Genomic DNA, 26009 nt, shown 5'->3' with positions numbered 1-26009 from the left:
ATTAATTCTTATTTGATGGTATGCTGTTGCACCTCTGCGAGCAACGCGCTTTTTCTTAAAGGTTGTTTAAGGAATTCTTAAAAGTATGAACACCAAGCTAACGCGCGCCCTCAAGGTGTTTGCGAAAACGGTGGAAACCGGCAGTATGAGTCAGGCGGCTCAGCAATTACATATGACCGCTTCAGCGGTCAGTCAACAAATCACTAAACTTGAGCAAGACATTGGCCTGAGTTTATTTAACCGTAATACGCGCAAGCTCACTCTCACTGAAGCCGGTGAGATTTACTACGCCTCGTCGGTAAAGCTACTCGCCACGGCAGAGCAGGCTCAGCGACAACTCGAACAGCTTCAGCATACACCTTCTGGGCAGTTGAAAATTGTTGCCCCAATTGGCTTTGGTGGTGGCTTGTTAAGTCAGCCTATAAAGCAGTTGACCGATCAGTTTCCGAAAATTGAAATTCAGCTTACCTTGACCGATGAGCCCTTTGATATTATTGCTGGCGGGGTTGATTTAGCCATTTGTATTGGCCCTTTAACGGACTCGGGGTTGATAGCCAGGCACTTGGCCGATTGGCAGTTGATCCCTTGCGTTAGCCGTACTCATCCATTGGCCGAACTTAACCCTCAAGACCCGGATGCGCTCGCGGCGCAAACCTTTATTGGCCACACCGGGGCACAGCGCATAGGTCAAAAGCTGACCCATCAGCACAGTGGTGACACCTTTACACTCGGTCAACCTCGGTTATTAGTGAACAATATGCAGGCCGCTATTCAGCTCACTTTAGATGGCATTGGTTACGGTTTATTACCGGAGCCAGAGGTGCGACACCTGCTCGCTTGTGGTCGATTACAGCGCATATGCCCGCAATGGCAGCTGCCTCATTACAGTGTTTATGCGGTGACCCCGCATCGCGACACTGTTGCGGCTAAAACGCGCGCCGCGATTGATAGTCTGCGTGCTTGGTTTGAGCAGGTTTCCACAAACCCTGAGTTGTTTGTAGGAGAGCCTTAGTCGCGAGCTTGCTGCGCTAAATAACCGCACCTATTAGGGCTGCTCGCTTTACGCTGCTGAGCTTCGTACGCGGCGCATAAGCACGAAGGCAAGTGGCAATATGAATAACGAGCCAATCATCCCCAAAATCATATGCAACTGGTTGGGTGTATCAAGTGTAGCGAGCGCGCTCATGTCGCTACGATGGACCAAAAATGCCACAATGATAGCGGCGAAGAGCACGGGTTTGATAATGTTGTAACCGGCCAGCTTGATAAGCCCATAGGCAAAAGGCGGTGTCAGTAACAGGTTGAGAGCAAATCATGGCATTGTTATTTTTATTGTATGCTTTTTAATCGGGTAAGAATCTTGAGCAATAACAACACGCTTGGCAATTGTGTGGCTATGTAGTGATGTTCACAGTTTAGTTGCGTGCTTTGAGCCAGAAGAAGACACTGTTAACGCTAAGCGGCCCGGTGTATGAGTCCCAGCGACTTAAGGGAGCGACAATAGCGCATTGTTATATCTTTTTACCATGGTCCAATAAAATGATCTAAATTAGCAAGTAACAAAACAGGCAAAATGCTTGTCGTAAAACTTACAAATAATAGCCGTGAATTAGTGAGCCAATTTAACTTTTTAAGCCAGTAAACACAGAGAGCCGACAAACCAGCACAAGGTATAAAACCACCCATAATTGAATAGAAAGCAAGTGCCATTGCTGCAGATTCAATACTGCTTGTAAAAGATGATGGGTACTCACCAAACGGGCCAATATAGCCGACAAGAGGTACAGGAAGACGGTAGTAAAAAGCAGAGATAACTCCCCAAACAAACAATCCGCAATAGAAACAAAATATTCCTTTAAAATAACTCATGATGTTTCCTGAGATATAGAGCGCCCGCCTAACACGCAATGTGTCGACATGACTCTTTGCGTTGTTTGCCAAAACCATGAAAACTCTTAATACTGCCGGAGTTTAGACGTTTGTTATGTTTCGTTATCATCATTCAACACCTTTGTAGTGGGAGGGTGCTTCTTTGTGAACCTGCCATAGTCTGTTTCATCTGAAAATGGCACAGAATCAGCGCCGGTCTTCCCTGCCTTACCTAAAAAACCAATCCCAATAAAAACGCCTAACACAAGCGCAAAAACTAACGCATTTAGAAAGGCGTCAACAATTGGTTTCGAGCCAGGTTCCAACTGTAAAAAATAACCTAAGAATCCTAGTACAGCACCAACAATAAAACCTACGAAAAATGTATTTGAATTTTTAATGTTCATAGGAACCTATAGAAATATAACGCCGCCAGCACGCGCGGCTTTGTAGTGAAGGCGAAGCCGGAACGGAAAAGCCGTCGCTGTGGCTGGCCTTGTTATGTTTATTTAGTTCTAACCTTTGACCCAAAGAACTTTTCAACCTTTGCCGTAGATTCAGCTATTTTCTGACTAAAGTCATCTTCTTCAGACGTAAAATAGACAATCTTGTCATTCTCTCTGATTCGCTCTGGGCTATTATCTACAGTAGCCCCCGGCCCGGCATAGGCACCTTTCATCCAAAAATGAAGCCAAATTGCTCCCCGAAGATCTCCGATGCGCTGCTGAATTTCGTTAAAACTATCCTGAGCCTCGTTACCCCAAATTACTTTAGCCTCAAGGCGAACCGTCTGTAGCTCCGCCCATTTCTCATTGAGGTAGGTCATTCGCTCGCTATAAATTCGTTGCTCTTCTTCAAGCCGGTGACCAGCTTCGACTTCCTCCTTGCTAAGATAAAGCATTGGATTTCTAACGGACTGAAGCGCTTGCTGAACTTCGTATGTGTTTAGTATGGCTTTCTTTGCAACCTCGTACTCACTTGTCCCCCGAAGCTGCCTACTCCAAGTGAACAGCCCAAGACCACCAATAATAAGAGCACCAATCGTGCCGACAATTGAGACTACATCTTTTGTCAGTGACCAGTTTATTTCGCTTATGGTGATACAAAGATCCAATGCAATCTCCTAGAAACATAACGCCCCTAAGCAGAGGCAAATTTGTTTTTTAGCACGAAGCGCGTAAATTTGTCCTGCCAGTTAGCTGGCGAACTGGCTTGGTTTGTTAAGTGCTAGCTGATCAATTCCGAAAAACTAATTCTAAACACTCTTCCTTACCATCAATTAAGGACTTTACCTGAATTAATGCCTCGGGACTTAGATCAGAATATTCATCATGAAGATAATCAATTACCTCTTCAGCGCTCCAAGGCCCAAGAGAAGCCATGTAATCAGGATAATGATCTTGAATCTCTTTCCATGATTCGTAGGCCTTTTTTGAAAGAAGCATTGAATCTTGGGTGTGAATTATAAATATACCCATATCTTATTTTGGCACTTAACGCCCGCATAATGGGCGGATTAAGCTTGGCTAAAATCAGCGAGGAACTAGCGTCAGCCAAGCTTTAGACGTCCATTCATTAATGCGTTTGTTATGTGGCAGACGCACTTTTTATACTCCACTTTATCCCGATTAAAGTACCAACAATAGCCGAGGCTACCGACAAAGGAAGCTCTACGAACCATGTTGGTGGGATATACAGTTCTTGCATCAGCAACGAAAGGATTAACATGCCCATTAGGAAGCCAAACAAAAACACACTGGCAGTGTATCTCCAGGCTTTAGCTGAGTCTCGTTTCGCCATTAGTGCATACATGGCTACTGCTAACAAAGATGGCGGCATTAATTGATATGTAAAATATTCGCCAAATGATAGTGTCGCTAAATTGTCGACTCCTATTACCACACTCGTAAAAGTGCTTAATGCTGTAAGCAGTACGAACATGATGAAAGTGTATTTGACTATCCTTGAGGTTCTCAATTTATCTCCATGCCACATAACGCCGCAATATGGGGCGTATTAAGCTTGGCTAAAATTAGCGAAGAATGAGCGCCAGCCAAGCTTTAGACGTCCCATTTATAATTGCCTTGTTAGGGTTACTGTGACACTTGATAACCCATTGATTTAATAGTTTGGATTGTGTCATAAACCACTTTGTTTTTTGCTGATTTGTCAGCTTGAATCATGACAGTAACAGACTTACAAGATTGTTTAACCAAGTGATACTTTGAACGAAGCAAACTCTCAGAAAATTGTGAACTGCCAATTTTAACTTGATTATCGTGTGAGATAGAAACCCAAACACTTCCCTCGGATACAGAACCACTACAAGTAATGATATCAGTTGGCTTTTCACTGCAACCGAAAGCTCCAAAAATCAGTAATGATAAAAAAATGAACCTGAGTTTTTGCACTTACTTTCCTTGTAACCCTAACAATTTAATATCGAGCGATTGGGTAGTTTTTCTGCCGCAACCTGTCTCGTTTTTGTCCTTAGACCATTGATAGCAAATTTAGGAAGTACTTACCAGCATTGAAGTTATGCTGCATTGCTCTAAATGTGGACACGACAAAAACGACCCAATGGGTCGTTTTCCTGACTATAGGAGAAATACAACAATGCTGTATATAAAGACAATTATTTGTTGAGGCTGGTTCAGTGAGAACTCGTTCACCATTTTTAAACTACATCGGTGAGTTTATGCTGACGAAGCAATATTCGCTCACAGCCGTTGATACATATCTTAAATGGATTTCTTTCTATACTCATTTTCATGGTAAGCGTCACCCAGCTTCACTGGGCGATAACGAGGTTATCTGATCAGTATTTACTGGGTATCGGCCTCACAAAGTGTAGTGTGTAAGTCATCACTCACCTTGTCTATTAGTCGTATCAATTCCATCCCTTCTTCATCACTGATATTTTTGAGGTTACAGCGCATCTGTTGGGGAATTTTTTGCGCGGTGTGTTTGGCCTTTTTTCCATAGTCGCTGAGTACCACCCGCTTTACCCGCTTGTCATGCTGATCATGGATCACTTGCACAAAAGATTTCTGCGTGAGCTTTTTTAAAATTAAACTCATGGCACCACCATCAATATGGGTTTTCTCGAGTAATTGATGAATGGTGATTTGGTCTTTTTCCCATAATGCCATTAACACCACGTACTGTGGGTAAGTAATATCGAGCTCACGCAATAACGGGCGATAGGCCCGGGTGAAGGCATTAGCCACGGTGTAAAAGCGGTGACACAGCTGGTAGTCAAGTTTTAAAGCATTGTCGGTCATGATTTCTCCTTTATTTTATTTTGCATGCAAATAACTTGATCTTCAAGTTGGCCACCGCTATTATTTATTTTGCATACAAAGTAAATTACTAAATAGTTAACTAGAAGGAGCCCAATAATGGCGTTAGAACAGATTCTTTATAGTGCAAAAGCCACAGCAACTGGTGGACGAGACGGCTCTGCCAAGTCGGATGACGGCCGTTTAGATGTTGACCTATCCGTTCCAAAAGGGCTGGGGGGCGATGATGGTCAGGGCACCAACCCTGAGCAGCTTTTTGCCGCCGGCTATTCAGCGTGTTTTATTGGCGCGTTGAAAAAAGTGGCTGGCGATCAAAAAATTAAGTTACCTCAGGATATTGCCGTCACCGGTGAGGTTGCAATTGGTCCAAAAGGGCAAGGTTTTTCTATCGACGCTAAGCTCACCGTGGATTTGGGGGATATGGACAAAGCGCAGGCGCGCCAACTAGTGGATACTGCGCATCAGGTTTGCCCTTACTCCAATGCCACACGTGGCAACATTGATGTGGAACTGGTGCTGGCCTAAAGGCACAGCCTAGTCGCAACAAGGGCGGCGACAGCGTATCGCCGCCCTTATATGGTTATTTATCGGCCTGCTTTTCGCCGTGCTTTTCAAACCACCACAGAATGTAGGCGACTTTTGCCATCAGGTTCGAGGGCCGCTTGGTGATGCCATGTGAGGCATCAGGAATACGCACCATGGCGGTGTCCACCCCTTGCAATTGCAACGCTTGGTAGAACTGCTCCGTTTCGGAAATAGGCGTACGATAATCGGCCTCACCGGTTAATAGCATGGTGGGGGTGGTTACATTACCCACATAGCTAATAGGTGAGCGCTCCATATAATGTTGCATATGCTCCCATGGTTTGCCTGGGAACCAGTAATCGGCAAAGAAGGGATAAAAATCAGCCGTTAGTACAAAGCTAAACCAATTAATTACAGGCTTGGCAACCACCGCCGCAGCAAAGCGATCGGTATGGCCGACTATCCACGAGGTAAGTACACCGCCGCCAGAGCCACCGGTTACATAGAGTTTAGTGTCATCAATAAATCCTTTGGCAACTAAGGCATCCACACCCGTCATCAAATCATGGTAGTCGTTGCTTGGGTAGTTATGATGAATCGTTTGCGCAAAGTCTTTGCCGTAAGAGTCACTGCCGCGTGGGTTCATGTACAGCACCACGTTGTCTTGAGCGGCGAATAATTGTGCTTCAGCGCTGAAGTGAGGCCCGTAGTTGGCCACCGGTCCACCGTGGATCTCGAGAATCAAAGGGTATTTCTTGGTTGCATCAAAGTGCGGCGGGTAAACAATCCAACCCTGAATGTCGAGCTCATCGTGGCTGGACTTAACCCACAATTCTTCCACTTTACCAAGCGTTTTGTTGGCCAAGGCATCTTCATTTAAATGCGTCAACCGCAGCGCTTCGCCGCGCTTAGTCAAGGCCACATCAGCAGGGCGCTGAGTGTCGGCGAGCGTGAATGCAATATCACCCTCGGTGCTAACGTCAAAATCACCGCCTGAGTAGGGGCGACCAAAAGACACGCTCCCCACTTTGTCGGTGATCACCTTGGCTTCACCGCGCAAAGGTTGGTAGCCAATGGTGGTTTTGCCTTCGCTATCGTAGCTAAAGTACAGGCCGCGACTATCATCCGCCCAGTGTATTTGCGCCACTGCGCGGTCAAAGTCCGGTGTTAAGCTGCGCGTCTCGCCAGATTCTAAATCACGGATGTAGAGCTGAGTGTTTTCATAGTTAGAGCGCTTATCATCATAGCCGGTGTAGGCTAAGTAACGACCATTGGGAGACACCTGCGGCTGGCTGTCTGGGCCATCGCGGTCGGTGATGGCGCGAATGCTGAGAGTATCAAGCTCCAGCGCGTAAATTTCTGAGTTTATCGGCTTTAACTCATGGTCGCTGTGACGGTTTGCTGAAAAGTATAAGGTGCTGCCATCGTCACTAAAGCTAATACTGCCGCCATGGTCAAAGTCACCGGATGTGAGCTGCACCGCGTTGCCGCCGTTGGCAGCAATACGAAACAGGTGATTATGGCCTGCTTTGGTATAGCCGGCGCCATCAGCGCGGTAGTAAACCTCATCGATAAACAGCGCTGGGTCGGCCCATTTTGCGCCTTCGGGCTTACCGGGTAAGCTCACCGGGCTATTGGGCTTAGCGGGCACAAACATACTGAATACTAAGCTTTTGCCGTCCGGTGTCCAGGTCGGCTTGGAGGGGCTCTGTGTAAGGTTGCTGATTTTACTTACCGCGCCTGTGTTTAACCACTTAACATACAGCTGTGCGCTGCCATCTCGTGTAGAAATAAACGCTAAGCGACTGCCATCGGGGGATAACACGGGGGCAAAGTCTTGATGTACGCCACTGGTTACTGGTTGCAGCTGTTTATTGTCGGTGCTGACCTGCCAAATATTACTAAATTTGCGGTCTGACTTAATGTCCATGCGATTGCGCACGAAATAGACGGTATCGCCATCATCACTGATATCGATTTGATTGGCATATTCAAGATTGAAAACGTCTTCGAGCGCGAGTACATCATGGCGAGTGCTTTGGGCTGCATTGGCGATACCGCTGGTTGCGATAGCTAAACCCATGGCCCAAGAGAGGGGAGTGAATTTCATAATCTGTCCTTGGCAGCTATGTCAGTCTCCCTGTTATAAAACCCATACTCTGCGGGTGCAACTTTATTCGATAAAAAATGACAGCTTGGTCATGGAGTTGCAAAAAATAAGGGCAGCAGCATAGCGATTAGCGCGATGATCATGCCACATTGGTTGGTCAATGAGATTTGCTTGCGCTTGCGGCTGATGTAATCGTCACTCAGGCTGTATCCACTTTCGTTGTTGAGCCAGGCATCTAAGTTGGTTTCCAGTGCTTTGGCTTTACTGAGTTTTAGCGGGTTATGATTGAGCACTGCGCGCAAGTCGGGATAGTACTGTTCAACATAGCTACGTAGCTGTTTACGAAGGGTAAAGCGCACCCAAAGGTAGGCGCCAAAAAGGAGTAAGAAAATAATTAAGTTCATTGCTGTAAATCCATTTAACGAGCGTGACGTTTTATTTGTTCCCAAGTTTAGCAAAAATGTATAAAAAGTCAGCACTTTTATACTTAGCCAAAAGTATGACTACCATAAACCAGCGCTACTCAAAATCAGTTGTACTGCAACAATAATAAACATCCAGCAATGGACCAAAATAGTCACCCATAGCTTTATGATAAAGGCGCGCTTTTGCGATTTATGACGCAACCACGTTTGCGCCGCAAGGGCTCCTAGCCAGCCGCCGAATAGCGACCATATTAATAAGTCACGCTCGGGTGTACGTGGGCGTTGGCGCTGCGCCGCGCGTTTATCATGCCAAAACCACACAAAGGTTATTGTGCTCATGCATAAATAGAAGACGCTGGGCCAAAGAGTTTGCACTTGCCAACAGAGCAGCGCGACAGCGCAGACAAAGAGTAAGCTGCAAACACCTTTGCAAAGCTGCAATATAAACTTCATTATGTGTTGTCCGATAAATTTTGGCTCAAGTGTACCTAATTGGTGCCGATAGTATTTAAAAGCGAGCCATGATGCCAAGGACGCGCAATGCGCATTGATTCTGCCTACTCACAATCTATACCGACAACGCCTCAATCTGAGGGCACTTTACGCCTGCAACCCCAGCATAATCAAGCCAAAGCTCAGGCTGAGGCGGACATTAAGCAGAGCTTGCGCGAGCAACTGCCCGCGCATATTCAGAAAATGCTAGAACAAATCGAGCGCGTAAAAGAGCAAATAGACCAAGCACGTGAAAGGTTGAGAGCTCTGCAAAACGAGCAAGACCCCAATGATGAGGAAGCGCACAAAACTATGCTCGAATCACAGCGCAATCTTGTTGCCAATATGGAAGTACAGCTTATGCAAATGACCCAAGCGGTCACTGAAGCACTCAAAGAGGCCGGGATCTCTGACCCCGGTATACTCTTAAGCGCACTAAGCTAATAAGTTACCACTGCCTTTCGATACTAAATAGCACGCTGCGCGGGCGCCCAGGAAAGTAACGATCGCCGCTGAAAGTCGTGAAATCGGCACGTTCAGCATAGGCTGTGTCAGCAACATTCTCGACCCGAGCGATCACTCGCCAGTCCTTATTCACTTGCCATGCACCGCGTACATTAATGAGATCATGGCCACTGTAGCGGTGTAAATTTTGTGGGTCGGTGTAATAATCACTGACGTGATGCCACTCAAGGGCAACATCGACATCGTCACTGACTTGCCAATGCAGTTGAGTATTTGCCACCCATTTGGGCGCGGTGTCCATAATGTTCCCCTTGAGATGAGTGTCAGCGATGACTTGCTGGTGCTCATAGGTGTGCAGCGCCCGACTCAGTGCAAGTTGCAGCATTACCCGGCTGCTAGCCTGATAGCGTAGTTCTAACTCAATACCTCGGTGTTTACTTTCACCGTCACTGACATTAAAGAAGTCACTATCGCGGAAAATAAAGTTATCTTTGTGCATCACGTAGCCAGCCAGGTTGAAGCGCACTGAATTGTAAGCCCCCTTTACACCCAGCTCCACGCTATTGATGGTTTCGCTTTTTAAATCGGCCACTTGCTGCTGACGCTGGAGTTGATATAACTCTGAGGTTTGCGGCGCGCGGTAGCCTTTGGCGAGATTAGTGTAAGCAATAAGTTCAGGGCTCAGCTGATAGCTCAGCGATAGTTTCGGGGAGAGATCGGCAAAGCTGTTGTCGCCGCTCGCGGGGCGTGAATAACGACAACCGCCAAAGCCACATTCGCTGCCATCGTCACGGGTACGCCCAGCGAGCATATGATTGCTATAGTTGTAGTCGATGTGCTCGTAACGTGCCCCTAAAGTCACTAACCAGGCCGAATGACGATAAGAGAGCTGCGCAAAAGGGGCATACCATGTTGCATCAACGCTGTAATCGTAATGCTTTCCTTGTGGTACGGTGGCCTGTAAAAAGGCTGAGCCGGTGGTTGGCTGGTGTTGATATTGCAGCACGTCGCCTTGGGTGTACTCACCATCTATGCCTAGGTTTAGTTGCCAAGAATTATTGAGTTGGGTTTGCCAAAGCGTTTGTACGCCAACCCCTTGCTGGCTATTTTCCTCCAGCGGTTTACCCGGTAAAAAATGCTTTAAAAAGGTCATTTGTTGGTCACGCACATAAGGGGTGATCATCCAGGTGGATTGCCCGTTTGCTTGCCAAGTAAATTGCGACCATAGCCGCGTCGCGCGATTTTTGCGAAAGGCTTCTGGGTTGGGGTTTTGCTGTGCCACTTGCTCATTTTTATAGGCTTCAAAACCCTCAATATAGCCTGCTGTTTGTTGGTCTAGATGGGTGTAGGTGAGCCCGGTTTGCACCCTCAAGGTATCGCCGCTATAGCGATAGCGCAGGTTGATTTTCTCTTGTTCGACACTCTCATCATCGCGGTAGCCGCTATCACGGGTAACACTGCTATTAATGCCAAAACCTTGCTCGCCTAAATCTTTACCGGCGCGCAGTTTTGCGCGTTTATAGCCATACGAGCCCACATCGAGGCCAGCGAAGCCGCCCCCATAAGTCGTATCGGGGGTAATCACATTAATTACCCCGTGCACAGCATTTGAGCCGTACAGCGCAGAGCCTGGCCCTTTAAGCACTTCAATACGCTCAGCCATTTCACTGTGCGCTTCAAACAGCTCATTAACGTTACAGAAACCGGCTGCACGCAGGGCAATACCATCTTCTAGCGCCAACACTTCGGCACATGCGCCCCCGCCGGTAAATACCGGAGAGCGCAATGATGGTAAATATTCTTGGCCGTTACCGTGTTGTAAATTGGCACCGGCGATTTGTTTCATGGCTTTTTCAATGTGCGTGCTGCCAAGGATGGCCAATTGTTCAGCATTGATGGTGGCAATATTCAATGCCATTGCCTCATCTGTTACCGCCAATCGCGAGGCAGTGGTCGTGATGCGTTCAATCTCGGCTAAGTCATTTTGAGCGAGTGCCACTTGTGTAAACGCGAGTAGAGATAAGAATGTTGGTCTAAGCATACGTTTTCTGTGCATTTTTTGTTGATGGTACGGATTTGTAGCGCGCAGTGCAAAATTATACTCTCAGACGGTATTGGCTGATCACTGTGGTGCACAGTGGTGTCGAAATACCAGGGAATTAGTCAGGCTGTTGGGGGCGACTGAAGTGGGGTGTTGAAAGCACAGCAGCGAGACTAGGTGCCTCGCTGCGGTGATATAAGCGCTGCTAAGCGTCGTTATTGGCTAACTTACAATTAGCATAATAGGTGGTAGTCGCAGGCCAGTCACTGAATACACCAATGACGCCAACATCTTGCGCTAATACATCCAGCACTTGCATCATCACACCATCTGAATCAACGGCATCGGTGATTGATTGGTAGTACCAGCCACCACCGCTCTCAAGCGGCCCAGAGCGCTCTAATGACCAAGCAATAATTTTCAATCCTGCCTCGTTGGCTGCTTGGGCGTATGCCGAGGGAACAATCTGATTATTATTATCTAAATCAAGTAACATCCAAATCGGTGGCGCAATAACTTCGATACCCTGATTGACCAGCTCAGCCATGCTGGGTGACCAGGTTTGCGCATTACTGGGATCAAAGCCCGGCTCGGCGTCGCGACCGTCAAGGTAAACGGCCTGTGCGGCAAATTCTGGATGAGTGTTAACCCAATGCAACACATCATCGCGGTTAAATGATTGCGGCCACACCTGGTCGGCAGCAACTCCCGCAAGTTCATACTCGTTCAGCATTTTTGATGCGTAATCGGTTTGCGACATGCCATTAAAGGGCATACTGACGCTAGGTGATTTTAACTCTGGGGTCATTTTTACGCCCAGTGATTTAAACAATTCAATGCTTTCTTGATGGGTCATCAAGGTACCGCGAGCGGCATATAAGTCGGTTCGCCACGGTGCCGTGCCTTGCATATATTCACTGACAGTGGTTGCTGCTGGGTTCGCTCCATCCATTTTTCCCTTGAGCGTTTTAAACTCGGCTAAGGTAATATCGCTGGTGCAACACTGGGCGCTTGCGGGGACGCCGTCTGCGGCGGGAGTGAAAGGCTCTGAGCATTTGCTAGCAAGTTCGGTTTCTAGGATATTGGTGGTGGTGTGCAGATCACACTGCGAATGGCGACAGACCAGCTCACTGTCGGCGGTAAAGGTGACATCACATTCTAAGATCCCTGCACCCATGCGTGCTGCCGCAATGTAACTTTCACGAGTATGCTCAGGAAACTGCATGGGTGCGCCACGGTGCCCAATAGAAAAGTCGCTGGCCACGAAATTGTTGTCGGCACACGCTTGCAGTGCTTCTTTAAGTGGCCCCGCAGCCATGGCATCAACCAGCGCAAATGGGCGAGGGCCCAGTTGCACTGAAGCAGGAGTGGCTGTTTGCGGCTGTTCAACTACCACAGGATCAGAATCTGAGCTGCTGTTACATCCGCTTAATAAAAGCGCCGCCAACGAGCAACTAATGAGAGAAAAGCGCATAGAGTTAGTTCCTTTTTTAGGTTTTTAACCATCATAAGGACGCGATGTTTTATTTTTATTACAGCGACACAAGCATCACTTGATCGCTACAGCTAATTGCACAGTAGACTAAACTATCAGCAATGTGAATGAACGATAAGAGTTTTATGTATAGGGTATTGATGTGTTTGTTATGGATGGTGAGTTTTCTTAGCAGCGCTCAGTCTTATGTGATTGAGCAAGTTAAAGACAATGTGTATCGGTTTAGTGCAGGCCATTACCACAGCGTTTTTATGATCACTGATAAGGGGGCATTTGTCACCGATCCTATTAATGCTGATGCGGCGAAATGGCTGAAAAAGGCGATTCACTCTCGTTTTGGTGTTGCCATTAAGTTCATGGCCTACAGTCACAACCATATTGACCACACGCTCGGTGGCGAATTTCTCGTCGATGAGCAGACTACTGTTGTTGCTCATCGTTATGCGGATGAGGACATGCGCTGGACTAAAGCCCCCGTGCGCTTTGCTGACGTTACCTTCACTGATTCTTTCACCGCTGAGCTTGGACAAAGCTCTGTGCAGCTTAGTTATTTCGGCCCCAATAATGGGCGCGGCAACGTGAGTATGCATTTCATGCCCGCGAACGTTATGTTTGTGGTCGATTGGGTGGTGTTAGGTCGCATGCCTTATAAAGATCTGCAAGGTTATGATATCCACGGCATGATCCGCTCTACAGAGCAATTACTCGCAAGTCAGGACTTTGATATTTTGGTAGGGGGACATGCACAAATGGGTGACAAGGGCGACGTGCGTCGCTACCTTGCCTACCTGAAGACCCTTTATAATAGCGTACGTGACGCGATGTTGGCGGGCCATAGTTTGACGCAAATGCAGCAACAGCTACATTTTCCTGAATTCAGCCACCTGCCCATGTACCAGCAGTGGCGAGCGCAAAATATTGCCGGTGTGTACCGCACGCTGATAGAAGAGTCTTACTTTAATTTTCGCCCCGATGTGAGCGTTAAAGAGAACGAACATTAAGTGGTCGCATTGGGGTAATCAGTATAACCCTCTGGGCCACCGCCAAATAATGTTTGCGGATCATGCTCTGCTAGAGGCAAACCTGCTTTGAGGCGCTGCGGTAAATCCGGGTTGGCAACAAAGGGGCGACCAAAGCCAATCATATCGGCCCAACCGTCCTCTAGTGCTTGTTCGGCGCGCGCCTTGGTGTATTTACCCGCGTAAATAGTGAGTCCATCAAAGGCATCACGGATAGCATGCTTAAACTGTGCGCTCATTAAAGGCGCATCGTCCCAGTCGGCCTCCGCAATATGGACATAGCCAACGTTAAGCTCATTAAGAGCCTGCACTGCAGCCACATAGGTGCTTTGAGGGTTGTCATCTACCGCGCCATTTAAGGTTGTTAACGGTGCTAATCTGACCCCTACGGCGTTTGCACCAAACACCTCACTGACCGCGCTGACGACTTCACGCAAAAAGCGCAGGCGATTATCAAGGCTACCGCCATACTCATCGCTGCGGTTATTGGCTTGTGAGTCTAAAAACTGGTTGATTAGATACCCGTTGGCAGCATGCAGCTCAATGCCGTCAAAGCCTGCTTCTTTGGCGCATTGGGCGCTGTGGCGATACTGTGCGATGACCTCGTGGATTTCTGCAACGCTCATGGCGCGCGGCATTTGCGCCTCGACAAAACCCGGGTTGTTATTGTCATCGATAAACACCTTCACCCCCTTGGCTTGAATAGCAGACGATGAGATGGGCTGCTTGCCGCCAGTATTACTTTCATGAGATACGCGGCCGACATGCCACAGCTGGGCAAACATCACGCCGCCGGCTTGGTGGACGGCGTCGGTGACCTTGCGCCAACCGGCAACCTGCTCTGGAGTGTAGATCCCCGGGGTCCAGGCATAACCTTTACCTAGTTCGCTGATTTGCGTCCCTTCACTGATAATCAGTCCGGCACTGGCACGCTGCGCGTAGTAGGTCGCCATTAAGTCATTAGCGATGTCACCCGGTTGGGTTGAACGCGAACGTGTCATCGGTGGCATAACAATGCGGTTTTTAAGCGTTTTTCCTGCCAATTTAACAGGTGAAAATAGGGATGTCATAAAGCCTCCTGATAGGTATGAACAACAGCCTATAGGAGTTTTCTTTTGCGAAAAACAGTGCTTTTGGCAAAACACTTTTACAAAAACTGTAACTAAAGCTGTAGCCGAGGGGCAATAAAGTCTAAAAATGCGCAAATGCGCGATGACACCGCACTGTTGCGATAGTACACCGCTTGCACCGACTCGCGACGGTTGGGTGAGCTAATCGCGTCACTCAGCACGCAATGCAGGCGTCCTGCCTGAATATCCTTGGCCACCATAAAATTAGAAAGCAACGCCACGCCTTGGCCGGCAATACACAACTGGCGTACTGTTTCACCACTGGACGCGGTGATGGCAAAAGGTAAGTGTACCGCCTGACGCAATGGCCAGTTATTAAGGTGTGGAGCGTCGCTAAAGCCGATAATTCGCGCTTTACTGAGCTGCTCAAGTGAGTTTATTGGTTGTGTTTGCAGATACTCAGGGCTGGCAACAATGTGCAGCTGCGAACGCCCTAGCAGTCGCGCGTGGAGGTTCGAATCGGCCAGATCACCAATGCGAATCGCGACATCGGCTTTGTGCTCAAGTAAGTCAATAACGTCATCATGGGAGGAGATATCTAAATTTATACCGGGGTAGGCTTGGCAAAACTCATTCACCAATGGCGTCAGTTGATGCAGTACAAAGGGGCTCGCAGCATCAACCCGTAAATTTCCTTTAGGGCACTGATTTAACAGGCCGATTGCCTCCTCACCTTTGGCAAGCGTGTTTAAACCTTGGCGCGCATAATCGACATAAGTTTGGCCTTCATGGGTGAGGCTAATTCGTCGGGTCGTGCGGTTAAATAACGGCACATCAAGTGCTTGTTCTAGGCGAGTAATAGCACGAGAGATTTTTGCTACAGGCTGGTCCATTAACTTTGCGGCATTAGAGAAGCTGCCTGCATCCACAACTGTGAGGAATATTTCAATATCTTGGGTTTTAGCAGTGAGTGGCATGATTATCTCAGTTAATGATCATATTAGCGTTGATTTTTGCTTCTTTACTAGATTATTGCAACTGAGTAGCCAAATTCCCCTTGTTTTGTGCTGCTATCTTGATGACCACTTGATCTTTATTGAGAGAGCTTGCGCTTATTGATGCCGAAATAGCATCATGATAATGCCATATTGTGGCTGCTGTATCGGTAGAGATGTTGTTAAGGTGGCCCTATCAACATAATGTAGAACGTGCTAAATGAAGAGGTAATAATGACCGCTATTGCTAAGCTCAGTGTGCTTGATCTCGCGCCCGTGGTGCAAGGCAGCAATGCCAATGAAGCGTTTGCCCGCGCTAAGGAGCTTGCTCAACATGTGGAACGTTTAGGTTACCATCGTTTCTGGATGGCGGAGCATCATAATATGCCCGACATAGCCAGCGCCGCCACGTCCACCGTACTGGCGTACATCGGCGCTCATACTCAGCGTATACGTATTGGCTCTGGGGGCGTGATGCTGCCCAATCACGCGCCGATGATTGTCGCCGAACAATACGGCACCTTGGCAGCGCTGTTTCCTGAGCGCGTCGACTTAGGCATTGGCCGTGCGCCGGGGAGCGATGGCGTAACAACACGTGCGTTGCGACGTGATGCAAAGGCTGCGGAAGATTTGTTGCCACAACTCGAAGAGCTGCAGTATTTTCTTGGTGAGGAGCAACCTGGCCAACGCGTTCGAGCTTACCCTGGAGTCGGTTCTCACGTGCCGTTATGGCTACTTGGTTCAAGCACTTACAGTGCCTTGCTCGCGGCACAAAAAGGCTTACCCTTTGCGTTCGCTGCGCACTTTGCCCCAGACTTTATGATGCGCGCGATAGAATTGTATCGTGAACAGTTTCAGCCCAGCGCTCAACTGAGTGCTCCCTATGTGATGGTAGCGGTGAATGCCATTGCCGCTGCTACTGACGAGCAAGCCGAGTTTCTCGCAACCACAGGGCAGCAAAAGTTTGTCAGTATGATCAGGGGGCAAGAGGGGCTGATCCCTCCTCCCACCGACAATATGGATGCGATCTGGACCGACCTTGAACGTCAACAAGTGACTCGGATGTTGCGCGAGTCAATCATCGGTAATAAAGAGAAAGTCCAGGCTGGGCTGCGTGGGTTACAGGCGCGTACGGGGGCCGACGAAATCATGCTACACAATATTATTTATGATCAACAAGCGCGTTTGAACTCTTATGAGCTGATAATGCACGGGTGATAGATATGGGTTGGCGCTTGTTTTATCCCCGTATATGCTTGATGAGCATCTTGCATCACAAAAAAGGAACACAACATGATTGGCTATGTCACTTTAGGTACAAATGATTTGCAAAAGGCTGCGGCTTTTTATGATGTTTTATTGGGCCAACTCGGTGCCGCACGGTTTATGGAGAATGAGCGCTTAATCGCTTGGTCGACTGGTCCTGTAGGCGCAGGATTAGCGATAGTGACGCCCTATGATGAGAGCCCCGCAAGCGCCGGTAATGGAACTATGGTGGCATTACAGGCCAGTTCCCCAGATTTGGTTGATAAGGTTTACCAAAAGGCGGTTGCTCTTGGTGCTAAAGAAGAAGGAGAGCCCGGTGAGCGTGGTGATATCCCTGGCTTTTATGCTGGCTACTTTCGAGACCTAGATGGCAATAAGTTGAATGTATTTTATATGCCAAGCCCTGCTTAATAGATAAGGAAATGTGAATCTTACTATAAGCGCCCAGGTGGGCGCTTTGTTGCGTGTATTTGTCCCCATATAGTTAACCCTGTGTTAAAAAATAACTGCATTTTATTGACGTTTTAACGACCATGTCATATGTTATGAAAGCGCTTACATAATTTGCGCTTTTTATTTGAGTACTTTTGAAAGCGCTTACAAAATACTGGTTGATAATAAAAACACAATTAAATCAGTTAGATACTAATAACCAATTAATGTTGGGGTTCAACAAAATGAACAAAGCAGCAACACACACGACTCGGGCTTTGGCAGCGCTCTCATTAGCTGTACTGACTGGGTGTGGCGGCTCCGCCACTGAGACTGATGTCACCACCACAGAGGTTAGTGCACCTGCCTCCAACTGGGTCATGGTTTGGGAAGATGATTTCAGTGGTGAAAGCATCGACACCTCAAAGTGGAACTATGAAATCAATTGCGCCGGTGGCGGCAACAATGAAAAGCAATGCTATACCGATAGCAGCGATAACGCATACATCGAAGATGGCGTGCTCAATATTGTTGCCCTACCAGCATCAGAAGGGGCTGAGAAGCCTTACACGTCGGCACGATTAAACACCCGATACAAGGCTGATTTTACCTACGGGCGCTTTGAAGTTCGTGCCAAGTTGCCCTCAGGACAAGGCAGTTGGCCGGCGTTTTGGATGATGCCCACCGATGAAGTGTATGGTTCGTGGCCTAAGTCGGGAGAAATCGACGTCCTCGAAGCTGTTAACCTGAAAGTGCCCACCGATGAGGGGGTGGAGTCTAATATTCATGGTACTTTGCACTATGGACGCGATTGGCCAGACAATGCTTCCAGTGGCAAAGCATATGAGTTCCCTCAAGATGAGAACCCCGCAGACGACTTCCATACTTATGCCATCGAATGGCAAGAAGGCGAAATTCGCTGGTATGTGGACGACTACCTTTACGCTACTCAACGCCGTTCTGAGGTGCTTTATAACAGCAAAAATGAAGCTGTGGGCTTAAAGCATCGTGGGTGGTTTGCTGAGTATTTTGAGCAGGGCAGTGGTGAGCTAGTCACGCATTGGGATAATGCTCCGTATGATCAAGATTTTTATATGATCCTCAACCTTGCTGTTGGCGGTGATTGGCCGGAAAACGTCAATCAAACGGGTATTGATGCCAGCGCTTTTGCCGAGGGACAAAAGTTTGAAATTGATTATGTGCGCGTTTATGAGTGTGCATCGAACCCTGATACAGGCAAAGGCTGCGAAACAATTCGCCCTGGTTATGATGACCCTGCAGATGCATTAGTTGAAGGTAAGGCGCCTGTGCCTACACCGCCATCAACAGGCATCAATCCACTGACTATTTTTGCTGACCAATTTAACCCTAACTGGCCTGCTTGGGACTGCTGTGGCGGTTCAACGCCGAGCTTAGTACCCGTAGAAGGCAAAGGTAATGTGGTGGAGTTCGTGGTCGGCAGTGCACCCACGGTAAATGGTTTTACCAGCCGTGGCGAATTTATCACTGATCCCGAGGGCGAGGCGTCGCCTTATGATGCCTCCGGGATGCTTGATAACGGCTTTGTGCGTTTCGATATGCGTGTCACTTCAGCTCCGGCGAATCCAGATGCCACTTGGATGTTTAAAATTGAAAGCTTTGATGCTGGCTCCGCCGTTGAGCTCAACCTTAGCGCCAGCGCCGAAGGTGAAGCTCCTGTCGTAGGCCAATGGCAAACGTATACATTTCCAATCCAAGCGTTAGCTGATGCTGGCCTTGATGTGTCAGCAATTGATGTGGTGATGATCTTCCCTGCTTGGGGCACTGGAGAGGGCGCCGTTTATCAAGTCGATAACGTTGAGATAAACGCCGAGTACCCGCAGTTAGACCTTTTCACTGATGGTCAAAATGTTGATTGGCCGATGTGGGATTGCTGCGGCGGCAGCACACCTATCGAAGTCATGGATGATGAAGCCCATGGTTTGGTTGCTGAATTTGCGATTGGTGCTACACCTACCGTTATGGGCTTTAATACGCGCAGCGATGCAGGCGGTAGTGATAACCCCTTTGATGCCACGGCTATCGTTGAAGGTGGCGTGATGCAGTTTGATATGAAAGTAACATCAATGCCGAATACGCCAGATGCGCCTTGGTTGCTCAAGTTGGAGTCAAGCGGCGGAGCAACGGCCGCTGAAGTTGATTTAACAACAAGTGCTGAAGGTCACGCCCCACAAGCGGGTGAATGGCAAACTTATACCTTCCCGTTGACTGACCTAGCGAGCGCTGGGTTAGATTTAAGCGCCATTGATGTAGTAATGGTTTTCCCTGCATGGGGCAGCGGTGAAGGTGCGGTATACCGCATTGATAACGCCAAAATTTATTACCCTGAGAATGATGGGTTAACCTTATTCAAAGACGCGGCTGCTGAGCAGTGGAGTATTTGGGATTGCTGTGGTGGCTCTGAGCCAGCTGTAGTGACTGACGACCAAGCTCATGGCGCAGTTGCTGAGTTTACAATCGGGGCGACGCCAACCGTGATGGGTTTCCTTGCAGATGAAAACGTGTCATTTGATGCCTCCGGCTTGCTCAGCGAGGGTGTGGTGCAGTTTGAAATGAAGATTACCAGCAATGCGGGTAACCCGGACGCTCAATGGTTATTCAAGATTGAGTCATTGGGTGCTGCAACTGCAGTGGAACTGCCGCTCAGCGCCAGTCAGGAAGGGGCAGAGCCTGTCGTGGGTGAATGGCAAACCTACACCTTCACATTACAACAGCTACTCAATGCTGGCTTGGATGTCAGTGCTATCAATGTGGTGATGGTATTCCCTTCTTGGGGCATGGGTGAAGGTGCTGTGTATCGCATCGATAACGCGGTCATAGCGAATCCTTAACACACTGAGTGCGGGTAGTACGCTGCCCGCAACCTATGGCAACAATTTGTATAAGCAGGCAATCATGAAACCTACAACATTTAAGAAATCATCGCTAGCTGTCTCAGTGTCGCTGAGCCTTGCCGCAGGCCTTGGTGTGGCCATGCCAACTTGGGCACAGACAGAACAAGACAATGCAGAAAAGAAAATAGAAGTTATTCAAGTTAAAGGGATCCGAGGCAGTTTGATTCGTTCCATGGATCTTAAACGCCAATCTTCGGGCGTTGTCGATGCAATCTCTGCAGAGGAAATGGGTAAGTTCCCAGATACTAACTTGGCTGAGTCATTGCAGCGCATAACCGGGGTGTCAGTAAGTCGGGCTAACGGCGAGGGTAGCCAAATTACCGTACGTGGTTTTGGCCCTGAGTTTAACCTTATCACCCTTAATGGCCGACAAATGCCAGGAACAGGTTACACGCGTTCGTACAACTTGGAAAACATCGCCTCAGAGGGTGTGAACACCTTAGAAGTTTTTAAAACCGCGCGTGCAGATGTCCCCAGCGGTGGTTTAGGCGCGACGGTTAACATTGTTACCTCTCGACCCTTCCAACGCCCTGGGCAGCACTTTACCGTAACCGGCAAGGCTATTCACGATACCTCTAATGAACAAGGGGATGACGTCACTCCAGAGTTTTCTGCGGTGTACAGCAACACCTTTGATGATGATATGTTCGGTGTTGGCTTTACCTTCTCGCATCAGGAACGTGACTTTCAAAAACAACAAGCAAACATTCAAGGTTGGCAAGCTAACGTAGATTTACCGTCGCTTGATGACGGCAGTGTGATTGATCCCCGTCCTTTAGACGCTGATGGCAACCGGGTGGGTAATCATTTCTTTCCTAAAGATATGAACTACAGTATTGAAGACTTAGAGCGCGAGCGCACCAACGGGCAGGTAACGCTTCAGTACGCGCCTATCGATGATATTGTGGTGACGCTGGATTATACGGCGAGCCGGGCTATTACTGGCTCTAACAGCATTGGTTGGGGAATTTGGAACGAGTTTGGTGGCAATATTAACGGCTACGAGCTTGATGAAAATGGCACCGCACTCTTCGCTGACATTAGTGGTAATGATGCGTCGTTTACCGCCAACCGTTCAACCACCGAAGTAACCGCACGTTCTGTGGGCCTTAACGTCGATTGGCAAATCAACGATCAATGGCAGGTTGCTGTTGATTATCATGATTCTAATAACGAAACTGACAATGGTGCCGATGACGGGCTAGGCAGCGCAGGGCAAGTGATCTTGGGCTCCGATCAGCTTATTAATAAAATTTATGATTACCGTGAAGGGGACATTCCTCATGCCTTGGTAAATTGGAAAAATGGCACCACTACTTTAGCCCCGAGTGAAATTGATTCTAACTTTAGTCAGTTCATCTACTCACCGGGTGAATCGGATATCAAACAGGCGCAATTGCATAGCGAATGGTACAACGACAGCTTTGATATCCCACTGATCCGGGTGCAATTCGGTGGCTCGCACACTGAGCAAACCATGACGGGTTTCACGGCGTGGAGCGGTCTGCGCGGCGGCCCTGGTTTCAATCCGGCGTTCCCCGAGATTTTCCCTGATAATATGTTCACCTACCATGAAACCGGCGATCTCCTTGATCAATTTGTTGGAGGTGGCAGTGACTTACAACCGGGTTATTACTACACCTACGACTTTGATGAGGCCATTGCTCGCCAGCTTGCTTACCTTACTGAAGATGTAGTAGGTGACAATGTATATTCTATCGATCCTTTCTTTGATGGTATTGATAGTCAGAATACCGTTGAAGAGCAAACGCAAAGCCTCTACTTGCAAACGCAGTGGGAATTCGACGTCGCCAATTACTACGTGCAAGTGAATGCCGGTTTACGTTATGAGCAAACCGATGTAACTAGCATTGTACGCCAGCGTGTCGAGCAACAAGTGAATTGGGAAAGTGCGTCAGAGTGGATTATGCAATACGCCGAAGGTGGCACGAATAACTTCCTGACTCAAGAGGGTGACTACGACATCCTACTGCCGATGATTGATGCTAAAGTGGATTTGACCGACGATTTGGTAGCGCGGGTATCATGGGGTAAAACCATGTCACGTGCACCTTTGGGTAATTTGGCCGGCGGCCGTAGTTTAACGGGCAGCCCTAAGCCAGGCTCGCGAACAGGCGCCCAAGGTAACCCCAATCTATTGCCATTTGAGTCCACTAACTTGGACTTGTCTTTAGAGTATTACTACAGCGAAGGCAGCTACGCGTCGCTGGGTTACTTCAAAAAAGACGTGGATAACTTTATCCAAACAACCATCACTGAAACCACCATAGACGGTTTGCACGACATTCTTGATGGTCCTCGTTACCGTGAGGCGGTGGCGGCAATTGAAGGGCGTGGCGAGCAGGCGACCAGCGATGCAATCTATAATGAAATGCTGGCGTTAGGCTATGGTAATGGCGAAGGTAAAATTGAGCCAAGCAGTGATGATCCGCTTATTGTTTGGAACATTAGCCAGCCGCAGAATACCGACAGCAAAGCGGTAGACGGGTTTGAAGTGGCGCTGCAGCACCTGTTCGGGGAATCGGGCTTTGGTGTTGGTGTAAACGCGACTTTTGTTGACGGCGATGTCGAGTTTGATAGTGAAAGCTTGGTGCAACAAGCTCCACTTACTGGCTTGAGCGACTCTGCAAACTTCCAGGCCTTCTATGAAAAAGATGGCTTATCGGTGAAGGTCACTTATGCGTGGCGTGATTCGTATCTGATTGGTGTGGGCCAAGACCAGGGCTCCTCAGATGCGCCACCGCAGTATAGCGACACCTATGGGCAATGGGATATCAGTGTTAATTATGACATTGACGAGCACATTACCGTGTTTGCCGAAGGTGTAAACCTTAATAATGAAACCGAACGTGGTTACGGTCGATATGAAGAGCAGTTCTTATTTGCACGTCAATATGGGCCGCGCTACACCTTGGGTGCGCGCTATAGCTTTTAGCCATTAATTTTAGCTTCACGACAGGGTTTATCCCTAGAACCAACCTAGCCGCTCACCGAGCGGCTTTTTTTTATTTATATACAGTAACCACTTGAGCTTATGTCAGTGAGTAGAAGGGGGCTTTGATGTCGCTGCGCGTCAAGTACCTAAACGGACAACTGGCTATTTTTAACTGTTTTGTTTAATATTGCCCCAATTAGCGCCTAATTTCATGGTCGTATAGGTGCCTTAGGAATACTTTTAATAAGGATGAACTCATGACAACCATGCGTATTTCCCAATCTGTCGGCATCAACGGTGTCAATAATCCCAATGACATTAAAGCGGTACAACAAGCCTTAAACGCTCTACTGAGACTCATTGCGCCCACTCAGCGGTTAGTCGTTGATGGTCGTTTAGGAAGCCGTCCTGAACAGTCAAAAACCGTTGCCGCGATCAAGCTATTTCAACAAAAAGTGGTGGGGATGGTTCGTCCCGACGGCAAAGTGGATGTAAATGGGCGCACCCATCGCAAAGTAAATGAAAAGCTCTCTCAAGCGAGCGCCAGTGCGCAGACACCGGTTTCTGGAGCCTTGAAAGTATCGCTTTATCGTAATATTGAGCGCTATGAGGGCCGCGTAGAGCACATGTATTTGGATACCAAAGGCTTTGCGACCGTTGGTGTGGGCCACCTACTGAGTAACGTAGATGAAGCCAAGAAGCTACCTTTTATTGTCAATGCCACCGGGCAGCCGGCTACTGCCGCGCAAATAGAGTCTGAATATCAGTTAATTAAAAGCAAGCCTTTCGGAAAGCGTATGCGAGCAGGTAAGTTTAAACCTTTTACTAAATTACACTTATCACAAAGCACTATGGACGCGCAGGTAGAGAAGCATATTCGGCAGTTTGAATCGGAGCTAAAAAGAATATACGGGGCCGATAAGTTCGCGGCCTTCCCAGACAATGTCAAATTGGCGCTATTCGATATGATTTTTAACCTGGGTATGACCAAGCTCAAAGATACTTTTCCTAACTTTAACCGCTATATTAACGCGGGTGACTATAGAAATGCCGCGCTGGAGTCGTCTCGTAAAGACATCTCCGAAGAGCGCAATATCTATGTTCGTAACTTATTGGCTAATCCACAATGAATAAATTAAACCTTATAGCAATGACCGCTCTTTTTGGTTCACTGAGTGCGTGTGCAACGACAAGCAATACCGTTATAGAGCCTCATTATACTTTCGACAATAAAGCCCGAAGCTTCTTTGATAAACGCATTGAGCTGAAAAATAGCTCAGAGGTTGCCGCACTTCACAACAAACAGTGGTATTACCAAGATACCCTCAATAAAGAGGGGGACTCTATAGAGGTATCGAATTGCTTAGAGCTCAAAGAGGCTTTAGCGGAAGGCTTCAAGGCAGATACATACTCTTATCAAGAGGCGGTAATAGCAACCGAACATATCTGTGATACCTGGCAGGCGATGGCGAAACTAGAAGCCTCTCACAGCAGTTGGATCAACTTTACTCATGGTAAAGAAGTGGCCGAAGAATTACCTGCCGAATTCACTCTCGCTATCTCAAATTATACAGTTGAGCAGGTGACGCAGTCTGAGCACTGGAGTGATGTGACCACAATTAAGAAAGTCGAACCTGTGAATGAAGATCAAGCGGTGTATTACGATACGGATGGCAGTATTCAGCGTCTGACGCTCATGGCCCAAGGCGATTACAATGGCGATGGCATCGAAGATGCTATTTTCTATATGGAAAATGGCGTCGATGGTGGTAGTTATTCTAGTGTGAAGGCTTATGTCGTAACGCGCTTGGAACAAGGGGCGCCGATAACGCTGCTGGCTCAGTGGTAATTAGGTCGTCTATGGCACATTCATAATGACTAAAAGCACTTTTTTATTATCTGGGGCCATGCTGCTCTCTGTTGCAGCCTGCGCAAATACAGAGCAACCAAGTATTGCTCCAAGTTATAGCGAAACCAATAAAACTGAGGGGCGTTTTGTCGATCCCGTATCACTAGATAGCCGAGCGGATGTGGAAGCGCTAGCAAGTGGTAAGTGGTTTTTTAGTTATCCGCTAATAAATGATTCAGGCAAGAGCACAGAAATTGCAAGCTGTGAGCAATTAAAGCAAGCGCAGGCTCAAGGTTTCAAGGGCGAAGACTTTTCAATGCAAGGCGCTATTGAAGCGCTCGAGCTAATTTGCAACACCTGGCAGGCGATGGCGGAACTAGAAGCCTCTCACAGCAGTTGGATCAACTTTACCCATGGTAAAGAAGTGGCCAAGGAATTACCTGCCGAATTCGCCCTCGCTATCTCTAATGATACGGTTGAGCGGGTGGCGCAGTCCGAGCACTGGAGTGATGTGACCACAATCAAAAAAGTTGAGCCTGCGAGTGAAGACCAAGCGGTGTATTACGATACCGATGGCAGTATTCAGCGTTTAACGCTCATGGCCCAAGGCGACTACAATGGCGATGGCATCGAAGATGCTATTTTCTATATGGAAAATGGCGTCGATGGCGGCAGCTATTCCAGTGTGAACACCTATATTGTGACTCGCTTGCAGCAAGGGGCACCGATAACGCTGCTGGCGAAGTGGTAATAGGTAAGGAGCAG

23 protein-coding genes are annotated in these 26009 nt (G+C 48.0%); 11 read left to right on the top strand and 12 right to left on the bottom strand.

Going from position 1 to position 26009, the window contains the following annotated elements; genetic code table 11:
• The first annotated feature begins 85 nt into the window (after positions 1 to 85).
• Positions 86 to 1012: a LysR family transcriptional regulator gene (locus MHM89_RS04190; RefSeq protein ID WP_239408171.1), complete on the top strand. Its 927-nt coding sequence runs from the start codon at positions 86 to 88 to the stop codon at positions 1010 to 1012.
• A 509-nt stretch (positions 1013 to 1521) separates the two neighbouring features.
• On the opposite strand, the gene MHM89_RS04185 is transcribed toward MHM89_RS04190, so the two are convergent.
• The 5 genes from MHM89_RS04185 to MHM89_RS04165 form a co-directional block, all read right to left on the bottom strand.
• Entirely contained in the window at positions 1522 to 1869 is a 348-nt protein-coding gene (locus MHM89_RS04185; protein ID WP_239408170.1) for a hypothetical protein, read from the bottom strand.
• A 113-nt stretch (positions 1870 to 1982) separates the two neighbouring features.
• Positions 1983 to 2276: a cbb3-type cytochrome c oxidase subunit I gene (locus tag MHM89_RS04180; RefSeq protein WP_239408169.1), complete on the bottom strand. Its 294-nt coding sequence runs from the start codon at positions 2274 to 2276 to the stop codon at positions 1983 to 1985.
• 98 nt (positions 2277 to 2374) lie between these two features.
• Entirely contained in the window at positions 2375 to 2983 is a 609-nt protein-coding gene (locus MHM89_RS04175) for a hypothetical protein (protein ID WP_239408168.1), read from the bottom strand.
• A gap of 979 nt (positions 2984 to 3962) precedes the next feature.
• Entirely contained in the window at positions 3963 to 4280 is a 318-nt protein-coding gene (locus MHM89_RS04170; RefSeq protein ID WP_239408167.1) for a hypothetical protein, read from the bottom strand.
• 414 nt (positions 4281 to 4694) lie between these two features.
• Positions 4695 to 5153: a MarR family transcriptional regulator gene (locus MHM89_RS04165; protein ID WP_022945244.1), complete on the bottom strand. Its 459-nt coding sequence runs from the start codon at positions 5151 to 5153 to the stop codon at positions 4695 to 4697.
• A gap of 114 nt (positions 5154 to 5267) precedes the next feature.
• Here MHM89_RS04165 and MHM89_RS04160 point away from each other — a divergent pair, with 114 nt between their 5' ends.
• On the top strand, positions 5268 to 5696 hold the full coding sequence (locus MHM89_RS04160) for an organic hydroperoxide resistance protein (RefSeq protein ID WP_130146258.1): 429 nt from the start codon (positions 5268 to 5270) through the stop codon (positions 5694 to 5696).
• Positions 5697 to 5751: 55 nt separating this feature from the next.
• On the opposite strand, the gene MHM89_RS04155 is transcribed toward MHM89_RS04160, so the two are convergent.
• From MHM89_RS04155 to MHM89_RS04145, 3 genes are all read right to left on the bottom strand, one after another.
• Complete coding sequence (locus MHM89_RS04155; protein ID WP_239408166.1) at positions 5752 to 7806, bottom strand: S9 family peptidase; 2055 nt, start codon at positions 7804 to 7806, stop codon at positions 5752 to 5754.
• Between the two features lie 89 nt (positions 7807 to 7895).
• Positions 7896 to 8210, bottom strand: a complete 315-nt coding sequence (locus tag MHM89_RS04150) for a hypothetical protein (protein WP_022945241.1) — start codon at positions 8208 to 8210, stop codon at positions 7896 to 7898.
• A gap of 99 nt (positions 8211 to 8309) precedes the next feature.
• Positions 8310 to 8570 (bottom strand): DUF1294 domain-containing protein, encoded by a 261-nt coding sequence (locus MHM89_RS04145; protein WP_162197080.1) that lies wholly within the window; start codon positions 8568 to 8570, stop codon positions 8310 to 8312.
• Positions 8571 to 8771: 201 nt separating this feature from the next.
• Between MHM89_RS04145 and MHM89_RS04140 the strand changes: the two genes are divergently transcribed.
• The gene (locus tag MHM89_RS04140) at positions 8772 to 9167 is read left to right on the top strand and encodes a hypothetical protein (protein WP_239408165.1); all 396 of its coding nucleotides are present in this window, start codon (positions 8772 to 8774) and stop codon (positions 9165 to 9167) included.
• 4 nt (positions 9168 to 9171) lie between these two features.
• Here the strand turns inward: MHM89_RS04140 and MHM89_RS04135 are convergent, their stop codons facing one another.
• Positions 9172 to 11229 carry a TonB-dependent receptor gene (locus tag MHM89_RS04135; protein ID WP_239408164.1) on the bottom strand — a complete coding sequence of 686 codons (2058 nt, stop codon included), beginning with the start codon at positions 11227 to 11229 and terminating at the stop codon, positions 9172 to 9174.
• Between the two features lie 205 nt (positions 11230 to 11434).
• Positions 11435 to 12703 (bottom strand): glycerophosphodiester phosphodiesterase family protein, encoded by a 1269-nt coding sequence (locus MHM89_RS04130; RefSeq protein WP_239408163.1) that lies wholly within the window; start codon positions 12701 to 12703, stop codon positions 11435 to 11437.
• Between the two features lie 128 nt (positions 12704 to 12831).
• Between MHM89_RS04130 and MHM89_RS04125 the strand changes: the two genes are divergently transcribed.
• Complete coding sequence (locus tag MHM89_RS04125; protein WP_239408162.1) at positions 12832 to 13725, top strand: MBL fold metallo-hydrolase; 894 nt, start codon at positions 12832 to 12834, stop codon at positions 13723 to 13725.
• On the opposite strand, the gene MHM89_RS04120 is transcribed toward MHM89_RS04125, so the two are convergent.
• Positions 13722 to 14813, bottom strand: coding sequence for an alkene reductase (locus tag MHM89_RS04120; protein WP_239408161.1), 1092 nt, complete (start codon positions 14811 to 14813; stop codon positions 13722 to 13724). The two genes, MHM89_RS04125 and MHM89_RS04120, sit on opposite strands and share 4 nt — an antisense overlap.
• Positions 14814 to 14905: 92 nt before the next feature.
• Positions 14906 to 15790, bottom strand: a complete 885-nt coding sequence (locus tag MHM89_RS04115; protein ID WP_239408160.1) for a LysR substrate-binding domain-containing protein — start codon at positions 15788 to 15790, stop codon at positions 14906 to 14908.
• Positions 15791 to 16042: 252 nt separating this feature from the next.
• Between MHM89_RS04115 and MHM89_RS04110 the strand changes: the two genes are divergently transcribed.
• The 7 genes from MHM89_RS04110 (at position 16043) to MHM89_RS04080 (ending at position 25995) form a co-directional block, all read left to right on the top strand.
• The gene (locus tag MHM89_RS04110; RefSeq protein WP_239408159.1) at positions 16043 to 17026 is read left to right on the top strand and encodes an LLM class flavin-dependent oxidoreductase; all 984 of its coding nucleotides are present in this window, start codon (positions 16043 to 16045) and stop codon (positions 17024 to 17026) included.
• A 75-nt stretch (positions 17027 to 17101) separates the two neighbouring features.
• Positions 17102 to 17485, top strand: coding sequence for a VOC family protein (locus tag MHM89_RS04105; protein ID WP_053909492.1), 384 nt, complete (start codon positions 17102 to 17104; stop codon positions 17483 to 17485).
• A gap of 266 nt (positions 17486 to 17751) precedes the next feature.
• Positions 17752 to 20376: a glycoside hydrolase family 16 protein gene (locus MHM89_RS04100; RefSeq protein WP_239408158.1), complete on the top strand. Its 2625-nt coding sequence runs from the start codon at positions 17752 to 17754 to the stop codon at positions 20374 to 20376.
• Positions 20377 to 20440: 64 nt separating this feature from the next.
• Entirely contained in the window at positions 20441 to 23395 is a 2955-nt protein-coding gene (locus tag MHM89_RS04095) for a TonB-dependent receptor (protein WP_239408157.1), read from the top strand.
• A 257-nt stretch (positions 23396 to 23652) separates the two neighbouring features.
• The gene (locus MHM89_RS04090) at positions 23653 to 24525 is read left to right on the top strand and encodes a hypothetical protein (protein WP_138589331.1); all 873 of its coding nucleotides are present in this window, start codon (positions 23653 to 23655) and stop codon (positions 24523 to 24525) included.
• On the top strand, positions 24522 to 25244 hold the full coding sequence (locus tag MHM89_RS04085; protein ID WP_239408156.1) for a hypothetical protein: 723 nt from the start codon (positions 24522 to 24524) through the stop codon (positions 25242 to 25244). Before MHM89_RS04090 ends, MHM89_RS04085 begins: the two co-directional genes overlap by 4 nt.
• A gap of 25 nt (positions 25245 to 25269) precedes the next feature.
• Positions 25270 to 25995, top strand: coding sequence for a hypothetical protein (locus MHM89_RS04080; protein ID WP_239408155.1), 726 nt, complete (start codon positions 25270 to 25272; stop codon positions 25993 to 25995).
• The last annotated feature ends 14 nt before the right edge of the window (positions 25996 to 26009 follow it).

This window comes from Pseudoalteromonas sp. CNC9-20 (genome assembly GCF_022347875.1).
Lineage (GTDB): Bacteria > Pseudomonadota > Gammaproteobacteria > Enterobacterales > Alteromonadaceae > Pseudoalteromonas > Pseudoalteromonas ruthenica.
This window is presented reverse-complemented; position numbering and strand designations above follow the sequence as displayed.

Excerpts from the sequence above, each read along its gene's own strand:
- MHM89_RS04190 (WP_239408171.1), top strand. The coding sequence starts at position 86 with ATGAACACCAAGCTAACGCGCGCCCTCAAGGTGTTTGCGAAAACGGTG.
- MHM89_RS04185 (WP_239408170.1), bottom strand. The coding sequence starts at position 1,869 with ATGAGTTATTTTAAAGGAATATTTTGTTTCTATTGCGGATTGTTTGTT.
- MHM89_RS04180 (WP_239408169.1), bottom strand. The coding sequence starts at position 2,276 with ATGAACATTAAAAATTCAAATACATTTTTCGTAGGTTTTATTGTTGGT.
- MHM89_RS04165 (WP_022945244.1), bottom strand. The coding sequence starts at position 5,153 with ATGACCGACAATGCTTTAAAACTTGACTACCAGCTGTGTCACCGCTTT.
- MHM89_RS04155 (WP_239408166.1), bottom strand. The coding sequence starts at position 7,806 with ATGAAATTCACTCCCCTCTCTTGGGCCATGGGTTTAGCTATCGCAACC.
- MHM89_RS04150 (WP_022945241.1), bottom strand. The coding sequence starts at position 8,210 with ATGAACTTAATTATTTTCTTACTCCTTTTTGGCGCCTACCTTTGGGTG.
- MHM89_RS04145 (WP_162197080.1), bottom strand. The coding sequence starts at position 8,570 with ATGAGCACAATAACCTTTGTGTGGTTTTGGCATGATAAACGCGCGGCG.
- MHM89_RS04140 (WP_239408165.1), top strand. The coding sequence starts at position 8,772 with ATGCGCATTGATTCTGCCTACTCACAATCTATACCGACAACGCCTCAA.
- MHM89_RS04135 (WP_239408164.1), bottom strand. The coding sequence starts at position 11,229 with ATGCTTAGACCAACATTCTTATCTCTACTCGCGTTTACACAAGTGGCA.
- MHM89_RS04130 (WP_239408163.1), bottom strand. The coding sequence starts at position 12,703 with ATGCGCTTTTCTCTCATTAGTTGCTCGTTGGCGGCGCTTTTATTAAGC.
- MHM89_RS04125 (WP_239408162.1), top strand. The coding sequence starts at position 12,832 with ATGAACGATAAGAGTTTTATGTATAGGGTATTGATGTGTTTGTTATGG.
- MHM89_RS04120 (WP_239408161.1), bottom strand. The coding sequence starts at position 14,813 with ATGACATCCCTATTTTCACCTGTTAAATTGGCAGGAAAAACGCTTAAA.
- MHM89_RS04115 (WP_239408160.1), bottom strand. The coding sequence starts at position 15,790 with ATGCCACTCACTGCTAAAACCCAAGATATTGAAATATTCCTCACAGTT.
- MHM89_RS04110 (WP_239408159.1), top strand. The coding sequence starts at position 16,043 with ATGACCGCTATTGCTAAGCTCAGTGTGCTTGATCTCGCGCCCGTGGTG.
- MHM89_RS04105 (WP_053909492.1), top strand. The coding sequence starts at position 17,102 with ATGATTGGCTATGTCACTTTAGGTACAAATGATTTGCAAAAGGCTGCG.
- MHM89_RS04100 (WP_239408158.1), top strand. The coding sequence starts at position 17,752 with ATGAACAAAGCAGCAACACACACGACTCGGGCTTTGGCAGCGCTCTCA.
- MHM89_RS04095 (WP_239408157.1), top strand. The coding sequence starts at position 20,441 with ATGAAACCTACAACATTTAAGAAATCATCGCTAGCTGTCTCAGTGTCG.
- MHM89_RS04090 (WP_138589331.1), top strand. The coding sequence starts at position 23,653 with ATGACAACCATGCGTATTTCCCAATCTGTCGGCATCAACGGTGTCAAT.
- MHM89_RS04085 (WP_239408156.1), top strand. The coding sequence starts at position 24,522 with ATGAATAAATTAAACCTTATAGCAATGACCGCTCTTTTTGGTTCACTG.
- MHM89_RS04080 (WP_239408155.1), top strand. The coding sequence starts at position 25,270 with ATGACTAAAAGCACTTTTTTATTATCTGGGGCCATGCTGCTCTCTGTT.